13 protein-coding genes are annotated in these 15,251 nt (G+C 71.4%); 9 read left to right on the top strand and 4 right to left on the bottom strand.

Features of this window, described 5'->3' with window-relative positions; all coding sequences use genetic code 11:
- Nucleotides 1-78 precede the first annotated feature (78 nt).
- A complete protein-coding gene (locus tag LMU33_RS39630; RefSeq protein ID WP_208900497.1) occupies nt 79-462 on the bottom strand; it encodes a metallopeptidase family protein in 384 nt (127 codons plus the stop codon).
- Nucleotides 463-1,037: 575 nt separating this feature from the next.
- Between LMU33_RS39630 and LMU33_RS39625 the strand changes: the two genes are divergently transcribed.
- The 6 genes from LMU33_RS39625 to LMU33_RS39600 all read left to right on the top strand — a co-directional run bounded on the left by LMU33_RS39625 (nt 1,038) and on the right by LMU33_RS39600 (nt 6,878).
- A complete protein-coding gene (locus LMU33_RS39625; RefSeq protein ID WP_228626778.1) occupies nt 1,038-1,460 on the top strand; it encodes a DUF3499 domain-containing protein in 423 nt (140 codons plus the stop codon).
- 141 nt (nt 1,461-1,601) lie between these two features.
- On the top strand, nt 1,602-2,966 hold the full coding sequence (locus LMU33_RS39620; protein WP_228626777.1) for a phosphomannomutase/phosphoglucomutase: 1,365 nt from the start codon (nt 1,602-1,604) through the stop codon (nt 2,964-2,966).
- Nucleotides 2,967-3,107: 141 nt separating this feature from the next.
- Nucleotides 3,108-3,278, top strand: coding sequence for a Trm112 family protein (locus LMU33_RS39615; RefSeq protein WP_228626775.1), 171 nt, complete (start codon nt 3,108-3,110; stop codon nt 3,276-3,278).
- Between the two features lie 80 nt (nt 3,279-3,358).
- Nucleotides 3,359-4,486, top strand: coding sequence for an SIS domain-containing protein (locus LMU33_RS39610; protein WP_228626773.1), 1,128 nt, complete (start codon nt 3,359-3,361; stop codon nt 4,484-4,486).
- 106 nt (nt 4,487-4,592) lie between these two features.
- Nucleotides 4,593-5,744 (top strand): mannose-6-phosphate isomerase, class I, encoded by a 1,152-nt coding sequence (gene manA / locus LMU33_RS39605; RefSeq protein ID WP_228626771.1) that lies wholly within the window; start codon nt 4,593-4,595, stop codon nt 5,742-5,744.
- Between the two features lie 153 nt (nt 5,745-5,897).
- Nucleotides 5,898-6,878 carry a cation diffusion facilitator family transporter gene (locus LMU33_RS39600; protein WP_228626769.1) on the top strand — a complete coding sequence of 327 codons (981 nt, stop codon included), beginning with the start codon at nt 5,898-5,900 and terminating at the stop codon, nt 6,876-6,878.
- 9 nt (nt 6,879-6,887) lie between these two features.
- Here the strand turns inward: LMU33_RS39600 and lepB are convergent, their stop codons facing one another.
- Nucleotides 6,888-7,547, bottom strand: coding sequence for a signal peptidase I (lepB, locus tag LMU33_RS39595; protein WP_308280852.1), 660 nt, complete (start codon nt 7,545-7,547; stop codon nt 6,888-6,890).
- A 219-nt stretch (nt 7,548-7,766) separates the two neighbouring features.
- Nucleotides 7,767-10,019 (bottom strand): fructose-specific PTS transporter subunit EIIC, encoded by a 2,253-nt coding sequence (locus LMU33_RS39590; protein WP_228626765.1) that lies wholly within the window; start codon nt 10,017-10,019, stop codon nt 7,767-7,769.
- 503 nt (nt 10,020-10,522) lie between these two features.
- Here LMU33_RS39590 and ahcY point away from each other — a divergent pair.
- Both ahcY and LMU33_RS39580 read left to right on the top strand, forming a co-directional pair.
- The gene (gene ahcY / locus LMU33_RS39585; protein ID WP_228626763.1) at nt 10,523-11,980 is read left to right on the top strand and encodes an adenosylhomocysteinase; all 1,458 of its coding nucleotides are present in this window, start codon (nt 10,523-10,525) and stop codon (nt 11,978-11,980) included.
- Nucleotides 11,981-12,173: 193 nt separating this feature from the next.
- Nucleotides 12,174-12,788: a hypothetical protein gene (locus LMU33_RS39580; RefSeq protein WP_228626761.1), complete on the top strand. Its 615-nt coding sequence runs from the start codon at nt 12,174-12,176 to the stop codon at nt 12,786-12,788.
- Between the two features lie 84 nt (nt 12,789-12,872).
- On the opposite strand, the gene LMU33_RS39575 is transcribed toward LMU33_RS39580, so the two are convergent.
- A complete protein-coding gene (locus tag LMU33_RS39575) occupies nt 12,873-13,835 on the bottom strand; it encodes an RDD family protein (protein ID WP_228626759.1) in 963 nt (320 codons plus the stop codon).
- 143 nt (nt 13,836-13,978) lie between these two features.
- On the opposite strand from LMU33_RS39575, the gene LMU33_RS39570 reads away from it, so the two are divergent.
- Nucleotides 13,979-14,986 (top strand): stage II sporulation protein M, encoded by a 1,008-nt coding sequence (locus tag LMU33_RS39570; RefSeq protein ID WP_228626757.1) that lies wholly within the window; start codon nt 13,979-13,981, stop codon nt 14,984-14,986.
- Nucleotides 14,987-15,251: the final 265 nt, after the last annotated feature.

Below are 15,251 nucleotides of genomic sequence, written 5' to 3'. Positions count from 1 at the left end.
CACAGCACAGGGCACCCAAGCAGCAAGGCCCCCCACGCCGCCGTACCCCCGCAGGGACTCCGCAGGACCCCGCGGGGCCTAGTCCTCCCCGTACCGCGGATCCACGGTCTCCGGAGTCAGCCCGAGCAACTCGGCCACCTGCTCCACGACCACCTCATGCACCAGCGCGGCCCGTTCATCCCGCCCCTTGGTGCGGATCTCCACCGGCCGCCGGTACACGACCACCCGCGCCCGCCGCCCGTCCCGCGCGGGAACCACCCCGCCCAACGGCACGGCCTCGTCACTCCACACCTGTTCACCCCGCCCCTCCAGCCGGGGCACCTCCAGCACCAGGAAGTCGATGTCGGCAAGCTGCGGCCACCGCCGCTCGAGACGCTCCACGGAGTCCTGCACCAGGTCCGCGAACACATCGGCACGGCTGGCCGCCAGCGGCACCTGCGGCGGCGCGATCGGCCCCCGCATGCCCCTGCCGTGACGATCACGGCGACGGGGCCCGGGGCCGGCGGCACGGGGCGGTACACGGTTGTCCATCACTGGGGAAGGGTAGTCCCCGCTCGCCCTCCCCGCCCGACCCCACACGGCAACCCGCCCCCCGACCGGCCACCCGCGACCAGCACTCCAGACCCCCCGCCCCAGACCACCCGCCGCCGGCCTCCCACCGCCGGCCTCCCACCGCCGGCCGGCCACCCGCCAGTCAGCGCCGAGCGGCCCGGCCATGATCCCCGGCCACGCCCGCGCACGCCCCCCTCCCGGCCCACGGCGGCGCCGCCGATCAGCCCACCGCCGATCGGCCCCGTTCGGCTCCGATCGGCCCTCTCCGCCCTCGTGTCGCAGGTTGACCATTCCAGCCAACGTCTGGCTCGTTTCCGTAACCCTCCAAGACCGCCGAACTCAAGGCAATTGACGGTGTTTGTACTGACTCATGACCGTATCGAGCCGCGCCCAAAACCGGTCGAGAACCCGTCCATGCAGGTCAACGGGGCTTCCCCGAAGGGGTGTGTGGGGCGTTTCACAGCACGACACGGGCGAGTGACCTGGTGGAGAGTCGTCGCGGCCCGCTCAAGAGTGCGGTACCGTCCAACGTCGTGAGCCCTGTACGTCGCTGTTCGCGCACCGCCTGCGGCCGACCCGCCGTCGCGACGCTGACGTACGTCTACGCCGACTCGACCGCGGTCCTCGGCCCGCTCGCCACGTACGCCGAGCCGCACTGCTACGACCTGTGCGCCGAGCACTCCGAACGCCTCACCGCCCCCCGCGGCTGGGAGGTCGTCCGCCTCCTCGACGGCTCCGCCCCCGCGCGGCCCAGCGGAGACGACCTGGAAGCGCTTGCCAACGCCGTGCGCGAGGCGGCCCGCCCCCAGGAGCGCGCGGCCGAGGCAGGCGGCGGAGGCCGTACGGCGGACCCCATGGAGGTCGCCCGCCGCGGCCACCTGCGAGTCCTGCGCTCCCCGGACAACTGAGCCCGCTCCCACGGTCGTCGAACCGGCGCGCGGCACGCCACCACCGGTCACGACTGGGCCTCCACCCGGTGTCCGCACACCTCCCCCTTACCCCCACCGGGTAGTTTGTGGGCACCCATAGGACTTTCAGGAGGGTTGGCCGTGACTGCTGATCTGTCGCAGATCGTGAAGGCGTACGACGTACGCGGAGTGGTTCCGGACCAGTGGGACGAGTCACTGGCCGGGCTCTTCGGCGCCGCCTTCGCGGAGGTGACGGGTGCGGCGGCCATCGTCGTCGGCCACGACATGCGGCCCTCGTCCCCCGGCCTGTCCCGCGCCTTCGCGCGCGGCGCGGCGGACCGCGGTGTGGACGTCACCGAGATCGGCCTGTGCTCCACCGACCAGCTGTACTACGCCTCGGGCGCGCTGAACCTGCCGGGCGCGATGTTCACCGCCTCGCACAACCCGGCCCAGTACAACGGCATCAAGCTGTGCCGCGCGGGCGCTGCTCCGGTCGGCCAGGACACCGGTCTGGCGCAGATCCGCGAACTGGCCGAGCGGTGGCTGGAGTCGGGCGCCCCCGAGCCGGTCGCCGAGCCGGGAACCCTGTCCTCGCGCGAGACGTTGGACGATTACGCGGCGCACCTTTGCTCCCTGGTCGACCTGACCTCCATCCGCCCGCTGAAGGTCGTGGTCGACGCCGGCAACGGCATGGGCGGCCACACGGTCCCCTCGGTCTTCGCCGGCCTGCCCCTGACCCTCGTCCCGATGTACTTCGAACTGGACGGCACCTTCCCGAACCACGAGGCCAACCCGCTCGACCCGGCCAACCTCGTGGACCTGCAGAAGCGCGTCCCGGCGGAGGGCGCCGACCTCGGCATCGCCTTCGACGGCGACGCCGACCGCTGCTTCGTCGTGGACGAGCACGGCGACCCGGTCTCCCCGTCCGCGATCACCGCCCTGGTCGCCGCCCGCGAGCTCGCCCGCAACGGCGGCAAGGGCACGATCATCCACAACCTGATCACCTCCCGTACCGTCCCCGAGGTGGTGAAGGAGAACGGCGGCACCCCGGTCCGCACCCGCGTCGGCCACTCCTTCATCAAGGCCGAGATGGCCCGCAGCGGCGCGATCTTCGGCGGCGAGCACTCGGCGCACTACTACTTCAAGGACTTCTGGAACGCCGACACGGGCATGCTGGCCGCCCTGCACGTCCTCGCCGCCCTCGGCGGCCAGGAGGGCCCCCTGTCCGCCCTCGTCGCCCAGTATGACCGCTACACCGGCTCCGGCGAGATCAACTCCACCGTCGCCGACCAGTCCGCCCGCCTCGCCGCGATCCGCGCCGCGTACGAGGGCCGCGCCGACGTCACCCTGGACGACCTCGACGGCCTCACGGTCGCCGCGGCCGACTGGTGGTTCAACGTCCGCCCCTCCAACACCGAGCCCCTCCTCCGTCTGAACGCCGAGGCGAAGGACGAGGCCACGATGACCAAGATCAGGGACGAGGCCCTGGCGATCATCAGGGCCTGAAGCGGCCGGGCGGCCGGGCAGACGCGGGTCCAGGGGGCGGCGCCCCCTGGACGGTGCCGACAGCCCAGCTCGGCCCGTCCACCAGCGGTACGCTGACCAGGCACATCCACAGACAGACATCCGCCCTCGAAGGGACACCCCATGCCGCTCGAAGCCGGCCTCCTGGAGATCCTCGCCTGCCCGGCCTGCCACGCCGCCCTCAAGGAGCAGGACACCGAGCTGATCTGCACGGGCCAGGACTGCGGCCTCGCCTACCCCGTCCGCGACGGCATCCCGGTCCTCCTCGTGGACGAGGCCCGCCGCCCCCAGTGACGACATCCCTCACGTCGTGACGACACCCCTCACGTCGTAGACAACCCGCACAGGATCCCGGCGCTCGGAGGCAACCGCCCATGCTGGACGAATCGCTGCTCGACACCCCGGAGGGCCTCGCCGAGGCCGACCGCCGAGGCCTGCTGCGCGGGGCCGCCGAGGCCGGTGCCCGCGTCCGCACCGCCGCCCGGCATGCCGTCGAGGCCGGCGTCGGCGATCTCAAGCCCGACGGCCGCCCCCGCGCCGTCCTCATCGCCGGTCCCGGCGCCGCCGCCACCCACACCGCCGACCTCCTCGGCACCCTGGCCGGCGTCGGCAGCCCCGTGGTCCGCCTGGCCCCGACCGGCGTGGCCCCCGCCGCGGGCGCCCTGCGCTGGGAGCTCCCCGGCTGGGCCGGCTCCGTGGACCTGCTGCTGATCGCCACCCCGGACGGCACCGAACCGAGCCTCACGCTCCTCACCGACCAGGCCTACCGCCGCGGCGTCTCGGTCGCCGCCGTGGCCCCGCCCGGCACCCCGCTCGCGGAGGCGGTCACCGGCGCCCACGGCCTGTTCGTACCGATGGCGACAGCGCCGTACGACCAGGAGGAACCGCTCGCCGCGTCCTCCCCGGGCGTCTTCTGGGCGCTGCTCACCCCGCTGCTGGCGCTGCTGGACCGGATCGGACTGATCAGCGCCCCGCCGGAGGCCCTGGAGAAGGTCGCCGACCGCCTGGACCACATCGCCGAGCGCTGCGGCCCCGCCATCGCGACCTACAGCAACCCGGCCAAGACCCTCGCCGCCGAACTCGCCGACGCACTGCCCGTGGTGTGGGCGGAAGGACCGTCGGCGGGCCCCGCCGGCCGCCGTTTCGCCGCCGCCCTCGCCGAACTCGCCGGCCGCCCCGCGCTCGTCGCCGAACTCCCCGAGGCCCTCTCCGCACACAGCGCCCTGCTGGCCGGCCCGCTGGCCGCCAGTGCCGACCCCGAAGACTTCTTCCGGGACCGCGTCGAGGAGCCGCCTGCGCTGCACGCACGCGTGGTGCTGCTCCGCGACCGTCCGATCAGCGGCCTCACCGCCGCCCCCGCCGCCCGTGACCTGGCCCTCAGCCACGACACGCCGATCAGCGAACTCGAACCGGAGGAAGGCGGCGAACTGGAGACGCTCGCGGAACTGATCGCCGTCACGGATTTCGCCGCTGTTTACCTGGCGCTCGCTTCGAGGGCCTGATCTGGCTACGGGCCGGAACCCCCGCGCCCACATCGGCACGGCAACCGGCACCTGCACCGGTACCGGCGCCGGTTCGGCAGCCGACGTACGGAGACAGAGAAGACACATGGACCGCCTCGACAACACCGTCCGCCCCTACGCCTGGGGTTCCCCCACCGCCATCCCGCACCTCCTCGGCGTCGAGCCGACCGGTGAACCGCAGGCGGAGATGTGGATGGGCGCGCACCCGGGAGCCCCCTCGCGCACCGCGCGCGGAAGCCTCGTCGAGGTCATCGACGCGAGCCCGGAGGACGAGCTGGGCAAGGCGGCCGTGGCGAAGTTCGGCCCGCGCCTGCCCTTCCTCCTCAAGATCCTCGCCGCCGGCGCCCCACTCTCCCTCCAGGTGCACCCCAACCTGGAACAGGCCAGGGAGGGTTACGCCGACGAGGAGCGCCGCGGCATCCCGGTCGACGCCCCGCACCGCAACTACAAGGACGCCAACCACAAGCCCGAACTGATCTGCGCGCTCACCGAGTTCGACGGCCTGTGCGGCTTCCGCGACCCGGCCCGGGCCGCCGACCTGCTCGACGGGCTCGGCGTCGCCTCCCTCAAGCCGTACGTCGACCTGCTGCACGCCCAGCCCGAGGACGCCGCCCTGCGCGAGGTGCTCACCGCGATCCTGACCGCGGAGCCGGAGGAGATGGCGCACACGGTCGCCGAGGCAAGCGCCGCCTGCGCCCGCCTCGGCGGCGACCACGCCCCCTACGCCGACCTCGCCCGGCACTACCCGGGCGACCCCGGCGTCATCGCGGCCATGCTGCTCAACTACGTGCGCCTGCAGCCCGGTGAGGCCCTGTTCCTCGGCGCGGGCATCCCGCACGCGTACCTGAACGGCCTCGGCGTCGAGATCATGGCCAACTCCGACAACGTCCTGCGCTGCGGCCTGACCCCCAAGCACGTCGACGTCCCCGAACTCCTGCGCGTCGTCCGCTTCGAGGCGGGCGACCCGGGCGTACTGCGCCCGGAGGCCTCCCCGGCCGGCGAGGAGGTCTACGACACCCCGATCGACGAGTTCCGCCTCTCCCGGTACGTCCTCCCCGGGGGCGGCGCCGCCCGCGACCTCACCCTCGACACCCCGCAGATCCTGCTCTGCACGGCCGGCTCGGTCCGCGCCGGCGAGCACGAGCTCAGCCCGGGGCAGTCGGTCTTCGTCCCGGCCGGCGAGAGCGCGGAGATCTCGGGTACGGGCACGATCTTCCGTGCCACTGTGATCGTATGACCGGGGTTGTGGATACCTGACGCGGCGGAGCCCGGCCGGGCTGCAAGAATGGCCCACCGGCAAAGGCCGGGCAAAGCCGGGACACGCCTGACGGCGTGGCCGTACGAAGGCGCCGTACGAAGAGGCGACAGGGCGAAGGGACAACGCGGACACATGAGCGCGTCAGGCGGTACGAAGGCGATCGTGGCGGCACTCGGCGCCAACCTCGCGATCGCGGCATCCAAGTTCGTGGCGTTCGCGTTCAGCGGCTCCTCCTCGATGCTCGCCGAGGGCGTCCACTCGCTCGCCGACTCCGGCAACCAGTTCCTGCTGCTTATCGGCGGCAAGAAGGCCCAGCGCGAGGCGACCCCGCAGCACCCCTTCGGCTACGGCCGCGAGCGCTTCATCTACGCCTTCCTGGTCTCGATCGTGCTGTTCTCCATCGGCGGCATGTTCGCCATCTACGAGGGCTACGAGAAGATCAGCCACCCGCACGATGTGGAGCACTGGTACTGGCCGGTGGGCGTCCTGGTCTTCGCGGTCGTCGCCGAGGGCTTCTCCTTCCGCACGGCCATCAAGGAGTCCAACGAACTGCGCGGAAAGCTGTCCTGGACGGACTTCATCCGCCGTGCCAAGGCCCCCGAGCTCCCCGTCGTCCTGCTGGAGGACTTCGGCGCACTGATCGGCCTCGTCCTGGCCCTCCTCGGCGTCGGCCTGGCTGTGCTCACCGGCGACGGCGTCTGGGACGGCATCGGCACGGTCTGCATCGGTGTCCTGCTCGTCTGCATCGCCCTGGTCCTCGCCGCCGAGACCAAGTCGCTGCTGCTCGGCGAGGCCGCGGGCCCGGACGTGATCAAGGAGATCGAAGAGGCGACGGTCGACGGCGTCACGGTCACCGGCGTCATCCACATGCGCACGCTCCACCTCGGCCCCGAGGAGCTGCTCATCGCCGCCAAGATCGCCGTCCAGCACGACGACACGGCCGCCGAGGTCGCGAACGCCATCAACGCCGCCGAGGCCCGCATCCGCGCCGCCGTCCCCATCGCCCGCGTCATCTACCTCGAACCGGACATCTACAGCGAGGCCGAGGCGGCCAAGGGCCCGGACCCTGAGGCCACCCCGGGCGGCCCGGCCCCGCACGCCGCCGGCCACTGAGACGGAACCTCAGCCGCCGCTCGGCCGCACCGGCCAGGGCATCTGGGGCATCTCCGGTGCCCTCCGCCGTCGTACGGCGAGGAAACCGATGCCCAGGCCGACGCCGGTGAGCAGCAGCACGAGCCCGAGCACCACGGCCGTCACCAGCAGACCGGGGACCGTGCGGTCATCCGCCACCCGGCCCAGCACCGCGTTCACGGAGACCGTCCCGCCCTGCTCGTCGAGGTGGAACCGGGAGTCGTTGGAGTTCGCCCGGTAGTCGCCCAGGAGGAACAGCCGCCCCTTGGGGACCTTCACGTCATACGGCTGATGCGCACCGTCGGCGTCGCCGCCGTACACGTACGGCTCCTCGACCGGCTTGCCGTTCACGGTCACCCGCTCCCGCGAACCCACCAGCGTGCAGCACCGCACGCGATCCCCGCCCACACCTGCGACCCGCTTCATCAGCGGCCCGTCGAAGCCGTAGAACTCCGGGGGCGTGAACAACACGACGTCACCGCGCCGCACCCCACTGCCGTCGACGCGCTCCCAGACGACCCGCTGACCCTGCTCGTACGTCGGCCGCATGCTGCTGCCACCCACGGTGGAGAGCCCGTACGCGTCCCTCACGTAGCCAAAAGCGCCGACCCCCAGCACCAGCCCCAGCACGCCCACCACAAGCGCCGACACCCCAAGCCCCCGCCCCCGCCTTCTCCCCGCCATGTCCCGTCCTCCCCAAGCGACCCGTCCGAGGCGCGGAGAATAGCGCCACTGTGTGAAGCGGGCGTGCGGCGGGGCGGTTTGTCGGGTGGGTGGGGTGAGGTGCGGGCGCCCGGGGCGGGGACAGGGGTCGGCCCCCGGTTCCCGGTCCTGGTCCCCGCTTCCCGGCCCCCCTTGGCTTTCCTCAGCTCAGCCGACCTCACCGAGCACGTCGAGCACCGCGCGCTCGTCCGGTGCCGCAAGCAGCCGCTCCCGGAAACCGGGATCCATCAGCTTGCGGGAGAGCAGTGCCAGGATCCGCAGATGCTCGTCGCCCGCGGCAGCCTCCGGTACGGCGATCATGAAGACCAGCCGGGCCTTCGTACCGTCCAGCGAACCCCACTCAACCCCTTCGGCGGACCGCGCGAAGCCGACGACCGGCGCGGTCACCGCGTCCGTCTTGGCGTGCGGGATCGCGATCTCCTCACCGAGCCCGGTCGTGCCCTGCTCCTCACGCCGCAGCGTGGTCGCCACCAGCTCTTCCACATCGGCGACCCGTCCGCTCCGCGCGAGCAACTGCGCCATCTCACGGACAGCGGCCTCTTTGTCCACGGCCCGGAGCGCGCCCTTCACGGTCCGCTCACCGAGGTAGCCGGACAACACCGCGGGCCCTTGCCCCGCGACCGCGGCGTCTCCAGCCCGGCCGGCGGCCCGGTCCTCCTCCGGCCGCCCGCCCACCTCGGAATCCTCAACGGCGCCCACGGAATCCTCAACGGCGCCCACCCGGACCGAGCCCCCCGAAACCGCGGCATCAGCACCAATGCCCGACGCCTCCGCCCCGGCCTGCCCGGGCACGACCACGCCCGCCGAAACCCCCTCCGACAGGGAAGCCCCCTCACCGGCACCACCCGCACCCGCCAGCGGCGAGAACCCCGCACCGGGGTCACCCGCACCCGATGCCGCACCGGAACCCACATCCGAAGCCGCACCAACCACCCCCACACGCCCCCGACGCCCCCTCACATCGACCAACGCCACGGTCGCCAACGCAGTGACAACCGACCCGATCACCACGGCGACAAAGAACATCGGCACCCCGCTCACCGCACCCAGCACCGCCACGATCGGCCCTCCATGCGGCACCGCGTCCTTCACCCCGGCCACCCCCGCAACCGCACCGGCCACCGCCCCACCCAGCATGTTCGCCGGGATCACCTGTGCCGGCCGCGCCGCCGCGAACGGAATCGCACCCTCCGAGATACCGAAACACCCCATGAACAGCGCCGCGAGCCCCGTCTCCCGCTCCTGCTCGGTGTACAGCCCCCGCCGGATCAGCGTGGCCAGTCCCTGCCCGAGCGGCATCACCGGGATCGCGGCGGCACACATGCCCATCACCGTCTGGTTGCCGCTCGCGATGAGCCCTGCCCCGAACAGGAACGCCGTCTTGTTCACCGGCCCGCCCATGTCGAACGCGATCATCAGCCCGAGAATCGCGCCGAGCAGGATCGCGCTCGTCCCCGTCATCCCGCCGAGCCAGCTCGTCAGATGCTCGAACACCCAGGAGATCGGCCTGCCGACGACATAGACGAAGAACAGCCCGAGCACCGTCGTGGCGACGACCGGGATCACGATGATCGGCATGATCGGCTGCACGAACTTCGGCACCCGTACCTTCTTGATCCACAACACCAGGTATCCGGCGAGGAATCCCGTCACGATCGCCCCGATGAACCCCGCGCCCGCCTTGGAGTCGTACAGCGCGCCTGTGTTGGCGATCCAGCCGCCGATCATGCCCGGCACCAGCGCGGGCCGGTCGGCGATCGCGTAGGCGATGTAGCCGGACAGGACCGGGATCATCAACTGGAAGCCGATCCCGCCGATCGCGTTGACATGTGCCCAGAAGGTGCCGTCCGGGATCACATAGCCCTTGGACGTGGCATGGCCCCCGAGCGCCAGCGACACCGCGATCAGCAGACCGCCGACGACCACGAACGGGATCATGTACGACACCCCGTTCATCAGCGCCTTGTACACCGGCCCACGCGCCTTGCCGCCACCGGAGGCCTCCGTCGCCGACCCGCTCGCGGCCCCGCCCGGCGCGTGCACGGGCGCCGACCGCACCCGCTCGATCAGCTGCTCGGGATGGTGGATGCCCTCGGCGACCCCGACCGCCAGCACCCGCTTGCCGGCGAAACGGCTCAGGTCGACGTCCTTGTCGGCGGCGACGATGATCCCGTCCGCGCTTCTGACATCGTTGTCATCGAGTACGTTCTCCGCCCCGATGGAACCCTGGGTCTCCACCTTCATCTCGATGCCACGGCTCGCCGCGGCCTGCGCGAGCTTCTCCGCCGCCATGTACGTGTGCGCGATACCGGTCGGGCACGCGGTCACCGCCAGCAGTTTCACGCGCCGCCGCTCGTCATCGCGGCCACCCGTGGAGGGAGGGCCGGCCGGACTGGTCACGTCTGTCTCCTCACACCTTCGTCGCACGAGGCACCGTCCGTCCCGGACACCCCCCGAGCGGGACCGGACGGTCCCGGTCCTCCTGCATCCTGCACCACCCCGCCCCGCCCAAAGGGGCGAAAGTCCTCCCTCACCACTGTCTGCGGGCTCCCGTGCCGAGGTTTCCGCACCCCCGCCGGCGCGGCTCCTGCCCCCGCCCCGCGCCTCGAAACCCCTCGCCCCTCGCCTCGAAACCGCCTCCGGGACGGCTCGAACCATGCGGAGGCGGGCTGAGGCGGACTGGGTCGACCGGGCCGTCCGGTGTAGCTTGGGACGGAGCCAGACGTCGCTGCTGATGGCGGTCGGGCGGTCCCCCTGCGGACCGACCGAGGGAGAGAGGGCCTCCGACGGACTGCGCTGCGCGTACGTGGGCATGCCTGTGTCCTCTTCTCGGGCACCCCTGTGTCCGCCGCCGCGCAGACCAGCCGTACCCACCTCGACCCAACACCGAGGAGCAGCTCGTAATGACGACTGTCGACAACCGACAGGACTTCAAGGTCGCCGACCTCTCCCTGGCCGAGTTCGGCCGCAAGGAGATCACCCTCGCCGAGCACGAGATGCCGGGCCTGATGGCGATCCGCAAGGAGTACGCCGAGGCCCAGCCCCTCGCCGGCGCCCGCATCACCGGCTCCCTGCACATGACTGTGCAGACCGCCGTCCTCATCGAGACCCTGGCCGCCCTCGGCGCCCGCGTCCGCTGGGCCTCCTGCAACATCTTCTCCACCCAGGACCACGCGGCCGCCGCCATCGCCGTCGGCCCGAACGGCACGCCCGACAACCCGCAGGGCATCCCGGTCTTCGCCTGGAAGGGCGAGACCCTGGATGAGTACTGGTGGTGCACCGAGCAGGCGCTGACCTGGCCGGACAGCCCCACCGGCGGCCCGAACATGATCCTGGACGACGGCGGCGATGCCACCCTGCTCGTCCACAAGGGCGTCGAGTACGAGAAGGACGGCAAGGTCCCCGGCCTGGAGACCGCCGAGTCCGACGAGCACCGCGTCATCCTTCAGCTGCTGCACCGCACCCTGGGCGAGAACCCCCAGAAGTGGACGCAGCTGGCCTCGGAGATCCGCGGCGTCACCGAGGAGACCACCACCGGTGTCCACCGCCTGTACGAGATGCAGCGCGACGGCGTCCTCCTCTTCCCGGCGATCAACGTCAACGACGCCGTCACCAAGTCCAAGTTCGACAACAAGTACGGCTGCCGCCACTCCCTCGTCGACGGCATCAACCGCGCCACGGACACCCTGATCGGCGGCAAGACCGCCGTCGTCTGCGGCTACGGCGACGTGGGCAAGGGCTGCGCGGAATCCCTGCGCGGCCAGGGCGCCCGCGTGATCATCACCGAGATCGACCCGATCTGCGCCCTGCAGGCGGCGATGGACGGCTACCAGGTCACCACCCTGGACGAGGTCGTCGAGACCGCCGACATCTTCGTCACCACCACCGGCAACAAGGACATCATCCTCGCCTCGGACATGGCGAAGATGAAGCACCAGGCGATCGTCGGCAACATCGGTCACTTCGACAACGAGATCGACATGGCCGGCCTGGCCAAGATCCCGGGCATCGTCAAGGACGAGGTCAAGCCGCAGGTCCACACCTGGACCTTCCCGGACGGCAAGAAGATCATCGTGCTGTCCGAGGGCCGCCTGCTGAACCTGGGCAACGCCACCGGTCACCCGTCGTTCGTGATGTCCAACTCCTTCGCGGACCAGACCCTGGCCCAGATCGAGCTGTTCACCAAGCCCGACGAGTACCCGACCGGTGTCTACGTGCTGCCCAAGCACCTCGACGAGAAGGTCGCCCGCCTCCACCTGGACGCGCTCGGCGTCAAGCTCACCAAGCTGCGCCCGGAGCAGGCCGCGTACATCGGCGTGGAGGTCGACGGCCCGTTCAAGTCGGACCACTACCGCTACTGAGCCGGCGATTCCGTAGTCCCGCCCGCCGGGGAGCGCACCGGTGCACCGCCGCGCTCCCCGGCAGCAGGTCCTCCGAGACAGGCCCCCGCACCCCCGTGCCGGGGGCCTGCCCCGTTGGCCGGTTGCGCCGGTCAGCACCGGAGGCACCGGCAGCCCGGCCGGACCGTCAGCCCGTCGAAGACCCAGGACCCCCATGCCCCGCGGCCGCTATTCGCTCCATGATCCGCACGATCACACCCCCCTCGGTGAAGAACACTTCCAGTGCGCCCCCGGCCCCTCCGGCTGGCGCTATGTCTCGCGGCTGACCAGCCCCGCCGGCAATCACCGCGGCTCGGTCGACCTCGCCCTGGACGACCTCGGCCGCCCCATCCGGCTCGAACTCCACGCCGGGGACTGGCAGGTGCGCGGCGCCGCCCTCGACGGCGTCACCTGGGTCCGCACCGACCCCACCGGAACCCATGCCACCGAAGGCAATGTGCGCGCCCACGCCTTCACCGGCACGTCCCCCGCGTTCCTCGTCGCCACCGCCCGTCTCCTGCGCCTCACCCCCTCGTCCGACGCGATCCGCGTACGCCTGGTCGCCTTCACGGACCCGGTCCTCGCCCCCCGCACCGTGGACCAGTCCTGGGCCTTGGTGAACAGCGAAACACACGCCACTGACAACGGCCCCCTGACCGTGGACGAATACCAGGTCACAGCCCTGGACACCGGTGAGCGGCACACCGTGCACATCGCCGGGGACGTCGTCCTGGCCGCACCCGGCATCGAGCTGGAGGACCTCCAGTCGCCGCCGTCGACGTTCGACTGAACGCCAAGGAGGAAAGGCTGCCGGCACCGTCGGAACAGGGGCTGGACCGGCCAGGACGCTGGAAGAGGATCGAGCGGCCCCGTTCTACGCGGGCGGTGCGAAACCGGTGGCCGGGCGGTCCGCCGGCGGCCCCTCCCGCGGAGGTACGGCCGACGGCGGAAGCGGAGCCTGTGGCGGCCGGGCATGAGCGGGCGGCTGGTCAGGAGCGGCTGGCTGGTCAGGAGCGGCTGGCTGGTCAGAAGCGAGTGGCCGATGAGCGGCCGGTGCCCCAGGCGCAGCCGGCTGCGGGGCGAAAGCAGCGGTGCCGAGCGCCTGCCGGGCCTCGCGCGACTGCCGCTCGTGCACCACAGCCGCCAGGAAGGCCGCCGCCGGCAGATCCTGCGGCACAGAGGCCCCCGTCCGCGCCGCGAGGTCGGCCGCGAGCCGCTGGGCCATCCCCATCGAGACCTGGGGATCGAGCTGTCCCATCCGGGTCAGGTACTGCCGAACCGCCAGCCACAGTCCGTCCGGCACCGCCGACAGGTCCAGCTCGGCGAACCGCCCCGCCAGCCACGGCGGCGGCGGCGGAACAAAGCCGGCTCGACCGGCTGGTATCCGCTCACGCACGACAAGCGTGCCCGCGAACACATCACCGAGCCGTCGGCCCCTCGCCGACACCAGCGAGGCGATGCAGGCGATCACGCCGAACGTCAGCAGGATCTCGACCACACCGATCGCGCCGCGCACGAGCGCGTGCCGGAACCGGATCGGCCCACCGTCGTCCCGTACGACGCGGAGCCCGAAGGCCAGCTTTCCCAGCGAACGCCCATGGGTCAGCGTCTCCACCGCGATCGGCCCGCCGACCAGCACCAGCAGAAACGTCGCGATCGACAGCGCCACCTGCGCAGCCTCGTCCAGCGAGGCGGTCGACACCACCACCGCGATGGTGACCACGACGTACGCGACCACGGCCACCATGAGGTCGAGCAACACGGCCAGCGCCCTGCTCGGCAGCTTTGCCGGCCGCAGTTCGAGCGCCACCGCCTCGCCCGTCACCAGCTCACTCACGCCTGCCGTCCTTCCCCTGATCTGCCCCCGGAAGCGCAAGTCTGCCAAGCTGTGGGCACATCGCGCCCCAGTGCGACTATCTGACCGCGATCGAGAGCATCCACGACGCGCAGTCGTGACCAGCCGAGGAGCAGGCAGACCCGATGGACCTGGACGTCTTCGTCTCCGTACACCGAGCCGAATGGGACCGCCTCGACGCCCTGCTCCGCCGCCGGCGCCGCCTCAACGGCGCCGAGACCGACGAACTCGTCGCCCTCTACCAGCGCACCGCCACCCATCTGTCCCTCATCCAGTCCAGCGCCCCGGACCCGCAGCTGACGGGACGGCTCAGCCAACTGGTGGCACGTGCGCGTAGCGCCGTCACCGGCACCCGCCGCGCCTCATGGCGTGACGTGACACGCTTCCTGGGCCAGGGCTTCCCCGCCGCCGTCTACCGCGCCCGCCACTGGTGGGTCCCCACGGCACTGGTCTCCACGGCCATCGCGATCGTCCTCGGCTGGTGGATAGGGACCCACCCGGACGTACAGTCGTCGATCGCGGCGCCCAGCCAGCTGCGGGAGCTGACCCGCCCCGGCGGTGAGTACGAGACGTACTACTCCAGCCATCCCGCAGCGGCCTTCGCCGCCCAGGTGTGGACGAACAACGCCCAGGCAGCCGCGATGTGCCTCGTCCTGGGCGTCTTCCTGGGCCTGCCTGTCCTCTGGATCCTCTTCGAGAACATGCTCAACCTGGGCGTCGGCTTCGGCCTGATGTCCTCCGCCGGCCGACTCGACACATTCCTGGGACTGGTCCTCCCGCACGGGCTGCTCGAACTGACTGCCGTCTTCGTCGCCGCCGGTACGGGACTGCGCCTCGGCTGGACCCTCATAGACCCCGGCCCGCGCAGTCGGCGCACCGCTCTCGCCGAGGAAGGACGCGCGGCCGTCGGCATGGCGATCGGACTGGCCCTGGTCCTTTTCGTCTCCGGCGCCATCGAAGGCTTCGTCACCCCGTCCGGCCTGCCGACCTGGGCCCGCATCGGGATCGGCGTCCTGGCCGAGCTGGTATTCCTGACCTACGTCTACGTCCTGGGCGGCCGAGCAGTACGCGCAGGTGAGACCGGCGATCTAGAAGCGACGGGCCGCAGCGCCTCGGTGCCCACCGCTGCTTGATGTGCGTTCCACCCCTGTGAGCTGCTACTCTCCTCTTCGCCCCGCAAGAGCCGTTGACACGGACGGCGCGGGGAGGTAGATTCAAACAGTTGCCTGGAACTGGACAAGTTCATCGGCGAAGGTTAGAATCTACGAGCTTCCGGAGAAGTCGAGAACGACATCTCCGAGGAGCGCCTCCCGATTACTCAGAAATGAGCGGCCGGTCAGACCGGCCAAGAACTTCTGATAAAGTCGGAAACGCCGGAAAGGAAACCGCGAAAGCGGA

Source organism: Streptomyces barringtoniae (assembly GCF_020819595.1).
In the GTDB taxonomy this organism is placed as follows: Bacteria; Actinomycetota; Actinomycetes; order Streptomycetales; family Streptomycetaceae; genus Streptomyces; species Streptomyces barringtoniae.
This window is presented reverse-complemented; position numbering and strand designations above follow the sequence as displayed.

Coding starts and splice junctions, on each gene's coding strand:
- LMU33_RS39630 (WP_208900497.1), bottom strand. CDS start 462: ATGCGGGGGCCGATCGCGCCGCCGCAGGTGCCGCTGGCGGCCAGCCGT.
- LMU33_RS39615 (WP_228626775.1), top strand. CDS start 3,108: ATGCCGCTCGAAGCCGGCCTCCTGGAGATCCTCGCCTGCCCGGCCTGC.
- LMU33_RS39610 (WP_228626773.1), top strand. CDS start 3,359: ATGCTGGACGAATCGCTGCTCGACACCCCGGAGGGCCTCGCCGAGGCC.
- manA (WP_228626771.1), top strand. CDS start 4,593: ATGGACCGCCTCGACAACACCGTCCGCCCCTACGCCTGGGGTTCCCCC.
- LMU33_RS39600 (WP_228626769.1), top strand. CDS start 5,898: ATGAGCGCGTCAGGCGGTACGAAGGCGATCGTGGCGGCACTCGGCGCC.
- ahcY (WP_228626763.1), top strand. CDS start 10,523: ATGACGACTGTCGACAACCGACAGGACTTCAAGGTCGCCGACCTCTCC.
- LMU33_RS39580 (WP_228626761.1), top strand. CDS start 12,174: ATGCCCCGCGGCCGCTATTCGCTCCATGATCCGCACGATCACACCCCC.
- LMU33_RS39570 (WP_228626757.1), top strand. CDS start 13,979: ATGGACCTGGACGTCTTCGTCTCCGTACACCGAGCCGAATGGGACCGC.